Raw genomic sequence first — 15685 nt, 5'->3', positions numbered from 1 at the left:
TCGTTGTGCCGGGGTGTCGTAGTGCCGGGGTGATCGGGGTCATAGCTTTTGGGCGAGCCGGTAGTAGGCAGCATTCCAGCGCACTTCCCGCTGGAAGGCGCGCAGTTCGGTGGAGCGGTCGATAAGCAGCAGTTCAACACCGGCCATGTCGGCGAAGTCCGTGACTACGTCAGCACCGACCGCCGTGCTGAGCACCGTGTGGTGGGCTGCGCCGGCGGTGAGCCAGGCGGCCGCGGAGGTGGCGAGGTCCGGGTGGGGCTGCCAGACGGCGCGGGCCACCGGCAGGTGCGGCAGCGGTGCGTCGGGCGGCACCACATCCACGGTGTTGGCGGTGAGCCGGAACCTGTCGCGCATATCGGACAGTGCGACGACGACGCCGGGGCCCGGGTCGGTGTCGAACACCAGCCGCACGGGGTCTTCCCGGCCGCCGATGCCCAGCGGGTGGATCTCCAGGGAGGGCCGCTGCGTGGTGAGGCTGGGGCATATTTCGAGCATGTGCGCGCCGAGGATTTTTTCTTCGCCCGGGACCAGGTGGTAGGTGTAGTCCTCCATCAGCGACGCCCCGCCCGGCAGTCCGGCACCCATGACCTTCGCGGCCCGGACCAGCATGGCGGTTTTCCAGTCGCCTTCGGCACCGAAGCCGTAGCCGTGGAACATCAGCCGCTGCACGGCCAGGCCGGGCAGCTGCCGCAGCCCGCCCAGGTCCTCGAAGTTGGTGGTGAACGCGCCGAAGCCGCCCTCTTCCATGAACTGCAGCAGTCCCAGCTCCTGGCGTGCGCCGTAGCGCAGCGACTCGTGGCGGCCGCCGCCGGGGCGCAGCTCCGGTGCCAGATCGTATAGTTCCTCGTACTCGGCCACGAGCTTGTCGACGCCGGCCTCGGACTGGGCGTCCACCGCCTCAACGAGGTCGTTGACTCCCCAGGTGTTGATGGAGACCCCGAAACGCAGCTCGGCCTCCGTCTTATCCCCTTCGGTGACCGCCACGTTGCGCATGTTGTCCCCGAAGCGGGCTATGCGCAGGTCCTGCACGGCGGCCCGGCCGGCGCAGGCGCGCTGCCAGGATGCTATCTGCCCGGTGACGGCGGAGGTGGAAACGTGGCCGACGACGGTTTTGCGGGGAACCTCGAGCCGGGTGGCGATATAGCCGAATTCGCGGTCGCCGTGCGCGGCCTGGTTCAGGTTCATGAAGTCGAAGTCGATCTCGGCCCAGGGCAGCTCCACGTTGATCTGCGTGTGCAGGTGCAGCAGCGGTTTGCGCAGGGCGTCCAGGCCGCTGATCCACATCTTGGCCGGGCTGAAGGTATGCATCCAGGCGATCACGCCAATCACTGTGTCCTGCGTATTGGCCTCCAGCGCTGCCCGGCGGATGGAGCCGGCGTCGGTCAGGGTGGGTTTCCAGACCACCCGCACGGGCAGGCCGGCGGCGCCGAGCATGTCGACAATGGCCTGGGACTGTTCAGCGACCTGGCGCAGGGTGTCCTCGCCGTAGAGGCCCTGGCTGCCGGTCAGGAACCAGACCTCGTACGGGTCCAGGGTGGTGGTAAGCGGGCTCAAGTCAGTGCGCTCCTGAAGTCGAAGGGGTTGCAGGTGTTGGCGAGGGGACGTCCGGCGTGCCCTGCCCGTAGACGTTCTGGTACCGGTGGAACAGTGCGTCAATATGCTCTGGGTCGATGGGCACCGGTTCGCCCAGCTGCCGGGAGAGGTGCACTGTGCGGGCAACGTCCTCCAGCATGACGGCGGCTTTCACGGCGTCCCGGGCATCGCGGCCCACGGTGAACGGCCCGTGGTTGCGCATCAGGACCGCACGGGAACGGTGCCCGTCCAGGGTGGCAACAATGCCGCGTCCGATCGAGTCGTCCCCGATCACGGCAAACGGGCCCACCGGTATTTCGCCGCCGAATTCATCTGCCATGGCGGTCAGGACGCAGGGCACCGGCTCTCCCCGGGCGGCCCATGCTGTGGCGTACGGGGAGTGCGTGTGCACCACTCCGCCGACGGCGGGCAGATGCCGGTACACGTAGGCATGCGCGGCGGTGTCGCTCGACGGTGCCAGGCCGGCTGCGGAAGCACCGGGGACCGGCTGCCCGTCGCCGTCGCAGAGGATGAGGTTCGCCGGTGTCAGCTCCCCGTAGGCCACGCCGCTGGGCTTGATCACGAAAAAGTCGGTGCCGGGCACCCGGCCGGAGATGTTTCCGGCGGTCCAGGCCACCAGTCCGTACCGCACCAGCTCAGCGTGCAGGGCCCAGACCTCCTGCCGGACCCGGTCCGCGGCCTCCTCGAGGTCCGGTGTCAGCTCGTTCATGCCGGCACCTCCCGGACCTCGTGTGCCGAACGTTTAAGCGCCTTGAGCCGGCGCATCACGTTGTTGCCGCCCCGGCCAAAGTAGTCGTGCAGGGCCGTGTATTCGGCGTAGAGCACGGAATACGCCTCGGCGCGGACCGGATCGGGCAGGTATTCGTTGCGTTTGATCCGGCCCATGGCGGCGGCGGCGTCGCGGACGTGGGGATACGCACCGGCGGCGACGGCGGCGTGGATGGCTGAGCCGAGCGCCGGGCCCTGGTCGCTGCCGATCACGGAGATCGGCATGCCCAGCACATCGGCGTAGACCTGCATGAGGAAGCGGTTCTTGAGCAGTCCGCCGGCGGCGATGAATTCCGTGACGGGCACCCCCGAGGCGCCGAAGGCCTCCACGATGGTGCGCGTGCCGAATGCGGTTGCCTCCAGCAGGGATCGGTAGACCTCGTGCGGCCGCGTGGCGAGGGTCAGGCCCACCAGCAGCCCCGAAAGTTCGTGGTCCACCAGCACGGAACGGTTGCCGGACTGCCAGTCCAGGGCCAGGAGCCCGTGGGCGCCCACTTCCTCCCGGGCTGCCTGTTCGGTCAGCAGTTCGTGGACACTCAGGCCGCGCGCCGCCGCTTCCTCCGAGAGTTCAGCGGGCACGAAGTGCTTGGTGAACCAGCCGAAAATATCGCCCACGCCGGACTGTCCGGCCTCGTAGCCGTATAAACCGTCCACAATCCCGCCGTCCACCACGCCGCACATTCCGGGAACCTCGCGCAGGTGCTCGGCACTCATCACATGGCAGGTGGATGTGCCCATAATGGCGGCCATCTGGCCGGGGGCCACGGCCCCGGCGGCCGGCGCGCACACGTGCGCATCCACGTTGCCCACAGCGACGGCGATCCCCGCGGGGAGGCCGGTCCAGGCAGCCGCCTGGTCACTGAGGGTGCCGGCTGACGAGCCGAGCCGTCCAATGGGATGTTCCAGTTTCTCCGCCACAAAACCTGCGAAGTCCGGGTTCAGCGCCGCCAGGAAGTCCGGGTCCGGGTAGGCGCCGTCCTGCAAAATGCCCTTGTAGCCGGCCGAGCAGGCGTTGCGCACGTAGGTGCCGGTCAGTTGCCAGACAATCCAGTCCGCCGCCTCCACCCAGTGGTCCATCCGCTCGTACAGCTGCGGGTCTTCCTCGAGGAGCTGCAGGCCCTTGGCGAACTCCCATTCGCTGGAAATCAGTCCGCCGTACCGCGCCAGCCATGCTTCCCCGCGGTCCGCCGCGAGCTTGTTGATGCGGTCCGCCTGGCCCTGTGCCGCGTGGTGCCGCCACAGTTTCACGTAGGCGTGCGGGCGGTCGGCGAGGCCGGGAAGTTCGTTCAGCGGCGTGCCGTCGGCGGTCACGGGGACCATGGTGCAGGCAGTGAAGTCCGTGCCCACCCCGATCACCGACGCCGGATCGATGCCGGCGGCCCGGATGGCGGCGGGCACGGCTTCCCGCAGCACTTCGATGTAGTCGGACGGGACCTGCAGGGCCCAGTCGGAGGGAAGCGGCGAGCCGGTAGCCGCCAGCACGGAGTCCATGACCCCGTGCCGATAGGTGGAGACCGCCGAACCCAGCTCGGCGCCGTCGTGCACCCGGACCACCACAGCACGTCCGGACAGGGTGCCGTAGTCGATCCCCACTACATGTGCGGGGGCTGTACTGGTCTGGCTCACGGTGACCTCATTGTCAGCGGGACCGCGGATCCGCGGAATAAGAATCCGCTGCGGATTGTGAACGGTCACATTGGTATTTCGAGCCAGACTACTCTTGCGAATGTGGCGTGCGCCACACTCCTAGATTACTTTTTGATAACGGCTGGCGGCGGTGCGGTGGATGTCCGGCGGATAAGGCGCGGCGCCACATCTCCGGCCGTGGGCGGTGCCTCACCGCGCAGCTCCGCCAGAAGCACGGCGATGCACCGGCGTCCCAGTTCCGGAAAGTCCTGCCGCACCGTGGTCAACGGCGGCAGGAAGTGTCCAGCCTCAGGAACGTCGTCGAAGCCCACCACACTGAAATCCGCAGGGACGCGCAGCCCGGCTTCGGCATAGGCATGGACCAGGCCAAGGGCGATGTGGTCATTCCCGCATACTGCCGCACTGAACCTCTCCTGCGCGCGCAGGGCCACGCCCACCCGGTAGCCGGACTCCGCCGTCCACTCCCCCGCCGGCACAACAGCGGGGGGCAGGTCCCAGGCGGCCATTTCCTCCAGGTAGCCCTGGCGGCGCGCCTGGGTCTCCACCCATTCCTGCGGTCCGGGCACATGCACCACGTCACGGTGCCCCAGTTCCAGCAGGCAGCGGGTAGCCAACCGGGCGCCGGCCAGCTGGTCCACGGACATGCGGTGGTCCTCGCTGTGCAGGGAGTGCACGGTGACAAAGGGAATCCGGATGGAGAGCTGCTCAATGACCTCCAAGGTCCGGGACTGCGGGGCCAGCAGGACCAGGCCTTCGACGGCGTGGCTCATCAGGCGGTCCAGTGCCGCTTCGATGGAGGCCCGGTCCGCGGTGTCGATGTGCGCGGCATCCACTACGTAACCGGCTTCGTTGGCCGCCGTCTGCACGGCCTGCAGGCTGGCCGTAGGTCCGTATTCGGCACCCGAAGCCACCAGCGCGCCAATAATCCGGGATTCCTTGGTGACCAGCGCACGGGCCGCCCGGTTGGGTCGGAACTGCAGCTCCTCCATGGCGTCCAACACCCGGCGGCGGGTTGATTCGCGCAGGTTCGCGTGGCCGTTGATCACGCGGGAGACCGTCTGGTGGGAGACCCCCGCCGCTGCCGCCACATCCCGGATATTCGCGGCACGCCGCGGCCGATCGGAGCCAGCACCATCCACAGAGACCATAGTCGTAAACGGTACTGCACCAGCACCGCCCCGGCACCCGTCGCCGTCGCTGTCCGGTGTCCCGGCCTGCGGGGCCAGCAGTGCCGTGCCCGGGCTTCTGGACAGTGCCAGCAGACCGGTCTAACGTAGGACCTCGTGCTCACATTCTTCAATGCGCTCAAACGCATTCTGGTCGGGCGTCCTTACGGTAATGAACGCCTTGCGCACACCCTGCTTCCCAAGCGGATCGCGCTTCCGGTTTTTGCCTCTGACGCATTGTCCTCGGCTGCCTACGCGCCGGATGAAATCCTGCTGACCCTGGCGCTGGCCGGGGTCGCTGCCGTCACCGTATCCCCGTGGGTGGGTTTGGCCGTTATCGTGGTGCTGCTCACCGTGGTGGCCTCCTACCGGCAGAACGTGCACGCCTACCCCTCCGGCGGCGGTGACTACGAGATTGCAAGCACCAACCTCGGCAAGCCCGCCGGGCTGACCGTCGCCTCGGCACTGTTGGTGGACTATGTGCTGACGGTGGCTGTGTCCATGTCCTCGGCGGCGTCCTATCTGGTGACTGCCGTCCCGGCGCTGCACGGCACCCAGGCCACCATTGCCGTGATCGGCGTGGCGGTGCTGGTCCTGGTGAACCTGCGCGGTATCCGTGAGGCGGGCGCAGTGTTCGCCGTGCCCACCTACATTTTTATGGCTTCGGTCGTGGGCATGTGCCTCACCGGCCTGATCCAGTTCCTTTCCGGCAACCTGCGGGAAGCTCCGTCCGCCTCCTTCGGGCTGGTGCCCGAGGCCGGCCTGGACGGCGGCCTGGTGGGTCTGGCCGGGGCATTCCTGCTCCTGCGGGCGTTCTCCTCCGGGGCTGCCGCGCTGACCGGCGTCGAGGCCATCAGCAACGGGGTACCAACCTTCCGCAAGCCCAAAAGCACCAATGCCGCCACCACGCTGCTGCTCCTGGGCTTGATTGCCACAGCCATGATTGGCGGCATCCTCGCCATGGCCAACCTGACCAAGGTGCATGTGGCCCAGGACCCTGCCACCCAGCTGACCGTCAACGGCGCACCGGTGGGTGAGGACTATGTACAGCATCCGGTGATCAGCCAGCTGGCCGAAACCATTTTCGGCGGCGGCAGCCTGCCGTTCTACGTAGTGGTGGCCTCCACCGGCCTGATCCTGGTCTTCGCCTCCAACACCGCGTTCAACGGTTTCCCGGTCCTGGGTTCGATTCTGGCCAAGGACGGGTACCTGCCGCGCCAGATGCGCACCCGCGGTGACCGGCTGGCCTTCAGCAACGGGATTATCTCCCTGGGCCTGGGCGCGCTGGTGTTGATCGTGGCCTTCGACGCCGACGTCACGCGGTTGATCCAGCTCTACATCGTTGGGGTCTTTGTATCCTTCACCGCCAGCCAGCTGGGCATGATCCGGCACTGGACGGCCAAGCTGCGCACCGAACGGGACAAAGACGCACGACGCCGGATGCAGCGGTCGCGGGTGATCAACGCGGGCGGCTTCGGCATGACTGCCCTGGTGCTGCTCATCGTCATTATCACCAAGTTCACACACGGCGCCTGGATTGCCCTGCTTGCCATGGCCGTGCTCTACGTGATCATGTACAGCATCCGGGTGCACTATGACACAGTCGCACGCGAGCTGGCGCTGAAGGAGGACGAACACGGGCTGGCCCTGCCTTCCCGGGTCAACGCGGTGATCCTGATCTCGCAGGTCCACAAGCCCGCGCTGCGGGCCATCGCCTACGCCCGGGCCTCCCGCCCGTCGAGCCTGAACGCCATCATTGTGGACATTGATCCGGAAGAGACCCGGCGTACCCTGGCCGAATGGGAGCGCCTGCAGATCCCCGTCCCGCTGACGGTCCTGTCCTCTCCCTACCGCGAGACCATCTCGCCCGTCCTGGCGTATCTGCGCGAGGCCCGCCGCAACGCCCCGCGGGAACTGTTCGTGGTGTACATCCCCGAATATGTGGTGGGCCGCTGGTGGGAGCAGCTGGTACACAACCAGACAGCGCTGCGGATCAAGGCGCGGCTGCACTTCGAACCGGCCATCATGGTTGCCAGCGTGCCGTGGCAGCTCGCCTCCAGCCACGATGCGCACGGGGAACCCGCCGGCGGACCGGGCGCACACAGCCGGGGCTGAGCTACAGCAGCAGGCGCCGGCCCTTCCAGCGGCGCCGGAGCCAGCGGTCGTGGCTGGCCAGCACCACCGTTCCGGGATTCCGCAGCAACGCTTTCTCGAGCTCTTCCGCCAGCGCCAGCGCCAGCGACAGGTGGTTGGCGGGTTCGTCGAGCAGGAGCAGCTCCGGCGGCTCCGCCATCAGCCCGGCCAGGGCCACCCGGTGCCGCTGCCCCGGCGACAGTGCGTGCAGGGGCTGTGCCGCGGACGCGGGCGCGGAAGTCTAGGACAGGAACATGCCCCCGGTGCTAGCGGGATTCCCCGGGGCGGGCAACGCCGCGTCCGGCCAGGACCGAGTTGTACGCGTACTCGGTAAGCCGGCCGTCCTGCACCGCCTGCTGCACGGCCGTGAAGGAACGGGGACCGTCATCGGTGCTGTAGGGGAAGTGGATCAGTTCGGCGATCAGTTCCCACTCCTCGGTAATGGAGTCGATGAGGTCCGCCGGGGTTTCGTCGGCGCTGCCGGGCAGGGCCGTCCAGGCGCCGTCGGGAACCCGGTAGGCCTCCAGGCGGTCGAGGTCCGCTTCCAGCTCCGCCAGGGAAGCATATTCGGCCTGCGCCTCCGGCGGCACCGAGCCGTCCGGTGTGGCCAGCTGCCCCACGAATGTTGTATCGGAGGAGGGATAGACGGACGTGGGCACCGGCTCGCCTTCTTCGAGGTAGGCGGGCAGCTGCGAGGGCATCCAGTACCACGCATCACCCTGGTCCGCGCCGCCGGGCTGGTTCCGCTCGCTGACCCAGCCGCGCGAGGTCAGCAGCTCCTCGGCGTCGTCACTGAAGTAAGCGGTCTCCCCGCTCAGCATGGCGTTGATCTCATGCTCGGCCCGGCGGGCCTGCTTTTTCTTGTTGACGGCCTTCTTGCGGGGCTTGGACTTGGGCACGGCGGATCTCCTGCTGTGGTGGGTGGAACGAAGCGGTGGGGGACGGGGCGGGGCGCTGGGACGGGCGGCAGCTAGAAGCCGCTGCCGCCTTCGACCGCCATGTTGGAGAAGCGCGAGTAGTGGCCCTGGAAGCCCACCACGATGGTTTTGGTGGGACCGTTACGGTGCTTGGCCACGATCACGTCTGCCTCACCGGCCCGCGGCGATTCCTTGTCGTAGATGTCCTCGCGGTGCAGCAGGATGACCATGTCGGCATCCTGCTCAATGGAGCCGGATTCACGCAGGTCGGAGACCATTGGCTTCTTATCCGTTCGCTGCTCGGAACCACGGTTCAGCTGGGACAGGGCGATCACCGGCACTTCGAGTTCCTTGGCGAGCAGCTTCAGGGCACGGGAGAACTCGGAGACTTCCTGCTGGCGGGATTCCACGCGCTTGCCGGAGGACATCAGCTGCAGGTAGTCCAGCACCACGAGCTTGAGGTCGTGGCGCTGCTTCAGGCGGCGGCACTTGGCGCGGATTTCCATCAGGGACATGTTGGGGCTGTCATCGATGAACAGCGGAGCGTCGTTCATCCGGCCCATGGTGGTGGCGATCTTGCCCCACTGTTCGTCCTTGATGGTGCCCTTGCGCAGGTCCTGCAGGCCGATGGTGGCCTCCGCTGAGAGCAGGCGCATGGCAATCTCGTTGCGGCCCATTTCCAGGCTGAAGAAGACAGTGGTCATGTTGTGCTTGATGGCGGCCGAGCGGGCGAAGTCCAGTGCGAAGGTGGACTTGCCGACGGCGGGGCGGGCGGCAATGACGATCATCTGCCCGGGGTGCAGTCCCTGGGTGAGTTCGTCGAGTTCGTAGAAGCCGGTGGGCACACCGGTCATGCCCTCGCCCCGGTGCCCGGCGGACTCGATCTCGTCCACGGTGCCTTCGATGATGTCCTTCAGGGGGACGTAGTCTTCCGCTGTGCGGCGTTCGGCGACGGCGTAGATCTCGGCCTGGGCAGCGTTGACGATGTCGTCCACTTCCATGCCGTCATTGGAGTAGCCGAGCTGGACAATCTTGGTGCCGGCGCCGACCAGGCGGCGCAGGACGGCCCGTTCCCGGACGATTTCCGCGTAGAAACCGGCGTTGGCCGCGGTGGGCACAGACTGGATGAGAGTGTGCAGATATGCGGGACCGCCGATGCGGGTGATTTCGCCGCGTTTGGTCAGCTCATCGGAAACGGTGACGGCGTCAGCCGGTTCGCCGCGGCCGTACAGGTCAATGATGGCTTCGTAGATGGACTCGTGCGCGGGACGGTAGAAGTCAATGCCGCGCAGCACCTCGACGCAGTCGGCAATGGCGTCCTTGGACAGCATCATGCCGCCCAGCACCGACTGCTCGGCGACCAGGTCCTGAGGAGGTGTCCTCGCGAAGTCCGGACTTGATGATGATGCCTTGGAGTCCGTATGCGTGAGCGACACTGTGACCCTTTCCAGGATAAAAGAATGGTGCGATCCCAGCCCTGCAGGGCACCGGACCATTAGTATCAGCCGGCTCCGACCATCCGGCAGCAAACCGGCGGCGGTGCTGACTGATCCGGACCGGCGGGCATGCGTGGCGATGAAGGGATTCACCGCAACCGTATGCCTCTGCGGCCTTCCCGACAAACGGGTTATCCACAGGTCTTGTGGATAGGTTGTGCATAACACGGCGTGTCTTGTGCACAGGTTGGGTATAAGCATGTGGATAAATATTCAGTTTTTCCACAAATACCGCTCTGACTAGGGCAAACGCTTGTCCACACCTGTGCAAACCAACTATTTTCCGCCGCGCCCGGGTGTCGGGTCCGTGTTGACAGCGGTGCTAAATGGGCATATTGAGCGGGATTTTCCCCAACCCGTGGTGACGATATCCACAAGAACCAAGGCTGCTGTGGAAATAAACACCCCGGGAACGCAGAACACCCCCCGGCTCGGAAGCCGGAGGGTGTCCTGCGCAACTGCGTTGGACGCTAGCTGGCAACGACCTCGAGGTCGATGACGGCAGCAACGTCGTCGTGCAGGCGGACGTTGGCCTGGAAGGAACCAACCGACTTGATGTGCGTCGGCAGTTCAACCTTGCGCTTGTCGATGGCGCCGAGACCGGCAGCCTCAACAGCAGCAGCAACATCTGCGGGCTTGACGGTGCCGAAGAGGCGTCCGGATTCCCCGGCCTTGACGGTCAGCTTGACCGGCTTGGCGGAGAGAGCGGCAGCCTGCTTCTGAGCATCTTCCAAGGAAGCGTGCTCACGGGCAGCGCGGGCAGCCTTGATGGACTCAACCTGCTTCTCGCCACCCTTGGTCCAGGTCAGAGCGAAGCCGCGGGGCAGGAGGTAGTTACGTGCGTAACCGTCCTTAACCTCGATGACGTCGCCGGCAGCGCCGAGACCGGTTACTTCGTGGGTCAGAATGAGCTTTGCCATTAGTGTGGTTCCTTTCCTTAGCCGCGGCCAGCGCCGGAGTACGGCAGGAGAGCAACTTCGCGGGCATTCTTGATTGCCTGGGCGATCTTGCGCTGTTCCTGCACGGTTACGCCAGTTACGCGACGGGCGCGGATCTTTCCGCGGTCGGAAATGAACTTGCGCAGCAATGCTACGTCCTTGTAGTCGATGACAGTGATGTCAGCGGCCTTCAAGGGATTGGACTTTGGTTTGGGCTTGCGAAGTTCAGCCTTAGCCATCGTGGAGCTCCTTATGTCTAGTGGAGCCCGTGGATACATATTCCACGGGATGGGCTCGACGGCGGTTGCCGTCTGAGGATGGCGCCCAGGGGCGCCGGGTGAAGGGCTGCTTACGCCGGAAGGTGTAAGCAGCTCTTCGGGTGAAGGGGTTAGAAGGGCGGATCGTTGGAATCCGGACCGTTGCCCCATCCGCCGGAGTTGCCGCCCGCAGGGGCACCCCAGGGATCGTCAGCCGGCGCGGACTGCGGCTGCTGCTGCTGGCCGCCACCCCAACCGGAGTTGGAGTTGCCGCCGAAGCCGCCGCCGCCACCGCCGCTGTTGCCGCCGAAGCCGCCGCCGCCACCGCCGGAGCGCTGGGTGCGGGTGACCTTGGCAGAGGCATAGCGAAGCGAGGGGCCGATTTCGTCGACCTCAAGCTCCATAACGGTGCGCTTTTCGCCCTCTTTGGTTTCGTACGAACGCGACTTCAGGCGGCCCTGGCAAACTACGCGGGTTCCCTTGGTGAGGGACTCGGCGACGTTTTCAGCTGCTTCACGCCAGACAGACGCACGGAGGAACAGCGTTTCGCCGTCCTTCCACTCGTTGGACTGACGGTCGAAGGTCCGAGGGGTCGAAGCAATGGTGAAGTTCGCCACTGCCGAACCGGACGGAGTGAACCGCAGTTCCGGGTCGTTGGTTAGGTTACCGACGACGGTGATTGTTGTCTCGCCTGCCATGAAAGCCTCCTGGTATCAGTACGGGTTGTCCGAAATTACTCTGCGGAAACCTTTGCAGCGTCCTTGGCGGCCTTCTTGGCATCCTTCTTCGAGATCTTCTGCTCTTCCGGGCGGATGATCTTGGTGCGCATGATGGTCTCGTTCAGGTTCAGCTGGCGGTCAAGCTCAGCTGCTGCTGCGGGCGTACCGGTGAAGTTAACCACCGCGTAGATGCCCTCAGACTTCTTCTGGATTTCATAGGCCAGGCGACGACGGCCCCAGATGTCGACCTTATCGATGGTTCCACCATCGTTGCGGATTACATTGAGGAACTTGTCGAGCGAAGGCTCGACGGTACGCTCTTCGACCTCGGGGTCGATGATTACCATCAGTTCATAAGCACGCATTTGTGAACCCACCTCCTTTGGGCTGTACGGTCACGGTATTTCCGTAACAGGAGGTTCTTTTGCGTTGTCTCCCCTGAGCACGCGGCTGATCCGCGGCAAGGGGAATCTGCCGGCCAAAGCCGACAGCACAGACTTTCCTATCCTATCCGATTTCCGCAGGCCGGAAGAACACGGACCGTCGGTACGCGGCGTCCTGCGCGGTCACGGTGCTCCGGCGCTGAAGAACAACTCCGCCACGGCGGCCAGGCGCAAGGGGTCCTCCACGCCGGCCATTTCCCGTGCCGAATGCATGGACAGCACCGGGATGCCGACGTCGACCGTCCGGATTCCCAGCCGGGTGGCGGTCAGCGGGCCGATGGTGGATCCGCAGGGCACGGAGTTGTGGGACACGAACTCCTGGAAGGGCACACCCGCGCCGGCGCACAGGCGGGCCCACTTGGCCGTGCCGGGCGCATCCGTGGTGTACCGCTGGTTGGCATTGATCTTCAGGAGCGGCCCGCCGTTAAGCACCGGATGGTTCGCCGGATCGTGGCGCTCGGCGTAGTTGGGATGCACGGCATGGCCCACATCAGCGGAGATGCAGAAGGATGCGGCCAGGCCGCGCGCCCGCTCCGCGGCAGTGGCACCCAGCCCGTCACTGATCCTCAGGAGCACATCCTCCAGGAACGGGCCTGCTGCGCCGGACCGGCTGCCGCTGCCCACTTCTTCATGATCAAAGGCTGCCAGCACCGCAATGGGGGCGGCAGGCGCAACATCGGCATCGATCAGGGCTGCCACACCGGCATGGACCGAGGTGAGGTTGTCCAGCCGGCCGGAGGCGAAGAACTCCCCTTCGGCGCCGAAGACCTGTGCCGGCTGGGTATCCGCCGCCACAATGTCGTAGCCGCCGATCTCTTCGGGGGCCAGCCCCGCCTTGGCCGCGAGCAGCTCGACCAGGTCCGCGGCAGACGGGTCGCCCAGTCCCCACACCGGGTTCATGTGCTGCTGCTTGTCCAGTTTCAGGCCTTCGTTAACTGCGCGGTCCAGGTGGATGGCCAGCTGCGGGAAGCGCAGCAGGGGCCCGGTCTCCACCAGGTGCTCCACGCCGTCCAGGGTGACCATGCGGCCGGCGAGCTGCAGTTCGCGGTCCAACCAGGAGTTCAGCAGCGGACCGCCGTAAACCTCGACGCCGGCCTGCAGCCAGCCGAGGCGTCCGGTGGTGGGACGGGGCTTGAGCTTGAAGGTGGGCGAGTCGGTGTGGGTGCCCAGGATGGAGAATCCGGTTGCCGGGCCGGCGGCATCCGGAGTGACCCACGCGATGAACGCGCCGTCCCGGACGACGTAGTACTTCCCCGGTGAGTGCGGGAAATCCCCGGTCTCTTCCACTTCGGTAAAGCCGGCTGCTGCCAGGCGGCGCGCACCTTCGCGGGCGGCGTGGAAGCTGGACGGGGAGGCGCTGACAAACGCGCCGAGATCATTTACGTGGGCCAATGCGTCAGACATGCTCCGATTCAACCAGAGCGAACAGCGGCGGCGTAACCGGCAGCCGCCCCGAACGTAACCAACCCCCGGAAGCACGCTTCCAGGGGTTGGGGAGGAGGTGTCCGGTGAAGGCGGGGCGGCCGTTCTTCCGCTGCCGCCTTCACCGAAGTTTTGGGGGCCTAGACGTCGCGCCTCTTGGTGGCGACCAGGGATGCAACAAGCAGGACCGCAGCCCATGCGGCAAGGACCAGCCCGCCCTGGAGCTGGGTAAGGTCACCATCGGCGATCGGTCCGGCGGAGACCAGCTGCGCTCCGGCGTTGCTGGGCAGGAACCGTGCGGCATCGGGGATCCAGTCCGCAAGCCCTGACACAATCTGCACCACCAGCGGCAGGACGAAGATGATGCCGATGGCCGTCACCACTCCCCCGGCCGTGTTCCGCAGCAGGGTGCCGATGGCCATGGCGAACACCGCGATGAGGGCCAGGCAGGTTCCGGTGTTCAAGATGCTGGCGAGCACCCCTTCGTCACCCAGGGACAGGCTCAGGTCAGCAGTGCCCAGGATCGGCCGGGCAATCAGGTAGGAGATAAATGCGGCTCCGGCGCCCACCACAAAGGAGACCACGGCGATGATCAGGTTCTTGGCCAGCAGCGCCGGGGTGCGCTTGGGCACAGCACTGAAGGTGGAGCGGATCATTCCGGTGCCCCATTCCGAGGCGATCAGCACTACGCCCAGCGAGGCGATCAGCAGCTGGCCGAAGAAGAGTCCGCTGGCCGGGATGTCGCGGACCAGGCTGTCCGCCGCCGGCGGTCCGGCCTGGGTGTCCACGCCCGGGGCGGTCTGTTCGGCGGGAGCGGTTGCACCCTCCGGGACGGCCGGGGCGGTTGCACCCTCGGGAACGGCGGGGGCGGTTGCACCCTCTGGGACGGCCGGAGCGGTTGCGCCCTCCTCTCCCGGGACTGCGGAAGCGCTGGCCCCGGCGGCGGGAGCGGAATCACTGGCGAGCTGGGCGGTTCCCCAGGCCGCGAGGCTTGCGAGGCCGATCATCACCACCACGGTCACGGCCAGGAGGATTACGGTGGACGGTACGGTGGTGACCTTGATCCATTCGGACTTCAGCACCCGCAGGAAGTTCACGCCGGATCCGGCAGGGCCGCCGGGTGCGGTACCGGCCTGGTTTTTGTCGGTGGTTGCAGTGCTCACGGCTTTAATTTCCCTTCCCGGCAGAGGCTGCGGCTGGAACTTGTTCCTGCGGCAGGTCCTGGGACCGGTATTCAACGTCGTCACGGGTCAGTTCCATATAGGCGTCCTCGAGGGAAACCTGCTGCGGGGTCAACTCGGTGATCAGGATGCGGCGCGCCAGCGCAGCCTCCGCAATGCTGCGCGGCTCCGCGCCGGTGATTTCCAGCAGGCCGGCCTCCTTGCGTTCTCCCGTGACCTCCGGGTCGGCTGCCAAGGCCTGCAGCAGTTCATCCGGACTGTCCGTGCGCACCAGGATCCGGTTCCGGCCCTGGTTGGCGATGACGTCGGCAATGGGGGCATCAGCGATGATCCGGCCCCGTCCAATGACGATCAGGTGGTCTGCAGTCTGCGCCATTTCGCTCATCAGGTGTGATGAGAGGAAAACGGTGCGTCCTTCCGCGGCAAGCCCGCGGGCCAGATGCCGCACCCACAGCACACCCTCCGGGTCCAGCCCGTTCACCGGCTCATCCAGGATGACGGTGTGCGGATCCCCCAGCAGCGCCACGGCGATGCCCAGCCGCTGGCCCATGCCGAGGGAGAACCCGCCCACCCGCTTCTTCGCCACCGGCGCCAAACCGGTGAGTTCAATGACGTGGTCGACGCGCTTGGCGGAAATGCCGTGCGTTGCTGCCATGGCACGCAGATGGTTGTAGGCGGTGCGCTTGGTGTGCACTGCCTTGGCATCGAGCAGGGCGCCGACCTCACGCAGCGGCGCCTTGTGCTGGGCGTAAGGCTTGCCGTTGACCAGCACAGAGCCGGAGGTCGGGTTGTCCAGGCCCACGATCATGCGCATGGTGGTGGACTTGCCGGCCCCGTTCGGGCCCAGGAAGCCGGTGACCTTGCCCGGCTGGACGGTGAAGGAAACGTTTTCGACGGCGGTCTTGGTGCCGTACCGCTTCGAGAGGCCGGTTGCCTCGATCATGGATGGTCCTTAGGAGTTGACTGCGCCGGACTGCTGCCTTGGCTTTCTTCAGCCTAGGCGAG

At 66.2% G+C, this 15685-nt stretch carries 15 protein-coding genes; 1 reads left to right on the top strand and 14 read right to left on the bottom strand.

Annotated elements, in window-relative coordinates; translation table 11 throughout:
- Positions 1 to 39 precede the first annotated feature (39 nt).
- The 4 genes from araA to QNN98_RS01290 form a co-directional block, all read right to left on the bottom strand.
- Entirely contained in the window at positions 40 to 1554 is a 1515-nt protein-coding gene (gene araA, locus QNN98_RS01305; protein WP_227925891.1) for an L-arabinose isomerase, read from the bottom strand.
- A gap of 1 nt (position 1555) precedes the next feature.
- The gene (locus tag QNN98_RS01300; protein WP_229958497.1) at positions 1556 to 2302 is read right to left on the bottom strand and encodes an L-ribulose-5-phosphate 4-epimerase; all 747 of its coding nucleotides are present in this window, start codon (positions 2300 to 2302) and stop codon (positions 1556 to 1558) included.
- Positions 2299 to 3987, bottom strand: coding sequence for a ribulokinase (gene araB, locus QNN98_RS01295; RefSeq protein WP_283996245.1), 1689 nt, complete (start codon positions 3985 to 3987; stop codon positions 2299 to 2301). The genes QNN98_RS01300 and araB overlap by 4 nt, the downstream gene beginning before the upstream one ends.
- 125 nt (positions 3988 to 4112) lie before the next feature.
- Positions 4113 to 5156 (bottom strand): LacI family DNA-binding transcriptional regulator, encoded by a 1044-nt coding sequence (locus QNN98_RS01290; protein WP_283996010.1) that lies wholly within the window; start codon positions 5154 to 5156, stop codon positions 4113 to 4115.
- 135 nt (positions 5157 to 5291) lie between these two features.
- Here QNN98_RS01290 and QNN98_RS01285 point away from each other — a divergent pair, with 135 nt between their 5' ends.
- On the top strand, positions 5292 to 7289 hold the full coding sequence (locus QNN98_RS01285; protein ID WP_283996009.1) for an APC family permease: 1998 nt from the start codon (positions 5292 to 5294) through the stop codon (positions 7287 to 7289).
- A 1-nt stretch (position 7290) separates the two neighbouring features.
- On the opposite strand, the gene QNN98_RS01280 is transcribed toward QNN98_RS01285, so the two are convergent.
- The 10 genes from QNN98_RS01280 to QNN98_RS01235 all read right to left on the bottom strand — a co-directional run bounded on the left by QNN98_RS01280 (position 7291) and on the right by QNN98_RS01235 (position 15623).
- Positions 7291 to 7518, bottom strand: coding sequence for an ATP-binding cassette domain-containing protein (locus QNN98_RS01280; RefSeq protein WP_349643201.1), 228 nt, complete (start codon positions 7516 to 7518; stop codon positions 7291 to 7293).
- A 55-nt stretch (positions 7519 to 7573) separates the two neighbouring features.
- Positions 7574 to 8206 (bottom strand): hypothetical protein, encoded by a 633-nt coding sequence (locus QNN98_RS01275; RefSeq protein ID WP_283996008.1) that lies wholly within the window; start codon positions 8204 to 8206, stop codon positions 7574 to 7576.
- A gap of 71 nt (positions 8207 to 8277) precedes the next feature.
- A complete protein-coding gene (gene dnaB, locus QNN98_RS01270) occupies positions 8278 to 9660 on the bottom strand; it encodes a replicative DNA helicase (protein WP_227912268.1) in 1383 nt (460 codons plus the stop codon).
- 530 nt (positions 9661 to 10190) lie between these two features.
- Positions 10191 to 10640 carry a 50S ribosomal protein L9 gene (gene rplI / locus QNN98_RS01265; protein ID WP_227912270.1) on the bottom strand — a complete coding sequence of 150 codons (450 nt, stop codon included), beginning with the start codon at positions 10638 to 10640 and terminating at the stop codon, positions 10191 to 10193.
- A gap of 17 nt (positions 10641 to 10657) precedes the next feature.
- Positions 10658 to 10897 carry a 30S ribosomal protein S18 gene (gene rpsR / locus QNN98_RS01260; protein ID WP_003800144.1) on the bottom strand — a complete coding sequence of 80 codons (240 nt, stop codon included), beginning with the start codon at positions 10895 to 10897 and terminating at the stop codon, positions 10658 to 10660.
- Between the two features lie 149 nt (positions 10898 to 11046).
- Positions 11047 to 11613 carry a single-stranded DNA-binding protein gene (locus tag QNN98_RS01255; protein WP_227925895.1) on the bottom strand — a complete coding sequence of 189 codons (567 nt, stop codon included), beginning with the start codon at positions 11611 to 11613 and terminating at the stop codon, positions 11047 to 11049.
- Between the two features lie 35 nt (positions 11614 to 11648).
- Positions 11649 to 11999 (bottom strand): 30S ribosomal protein S6, encoded by a 351-nt coding sequence (gene rpsF / locus QNN98_RS01250; RefSeq protein WP_227912274.1) that lies wholly within the window; start codon positions 11997 to 11999, stop codon positions 11649 to 11651.
- Positions 12000 to 12200: 201 nt separating this feature from the next.
- Positions 12201 to 13481: a M18 family aminopeptidase gene (locus QNN98_RS01245; protein WP_283996006.1), complete on the bottom strand. Its 1281-nt coding sequence runs from the start codon at positions 13479 to 13481 to the stop codon at positions 12201 to 12203.
- Positions 13482 to 13639: 158 nt separating this feature from the next.
- Positions 13640 to 14662: an ABC transporter permease gene (locus QNN98_RS01240; RefSeq protein WP_283996005.1), complete on the bottom strand. Its 1023-nt coding sequence runs from the start codon at positions 14660 to 14662 to the stop codon at positions 13640 to 13642.
- 4 nt (positions 14663 to 14666) lie between these two features.
- Positions 14667 to 15623 carry an ABC transporter ATP-binding protein gene (locus tag QNN98_RS01235; protein ID WP_229958507.1) on the bottom strand — a complete coding sequence of 319 codons (957 nt, stop codon included), beginning with the start codon at positions 15621 to 15623 and terminating at the stop codon, positions 14667 to 14669.
- Positions 15624 to 15685: the final 62 nt, after the last annotated feature.

This window comes from Arthrobacter sp. zg-Y1143, from assembly GCF_030125565.1.
GTDB lineage: Bacteria > Actinomycetota > Actinomycetes > Actinomycetales > Micrococcaceae > Arthrobacter_B.
Note: the sequence above shows the minus strand (reverse complement) of the source record. Positions and strands in the feature narration are given on the sequence as shown.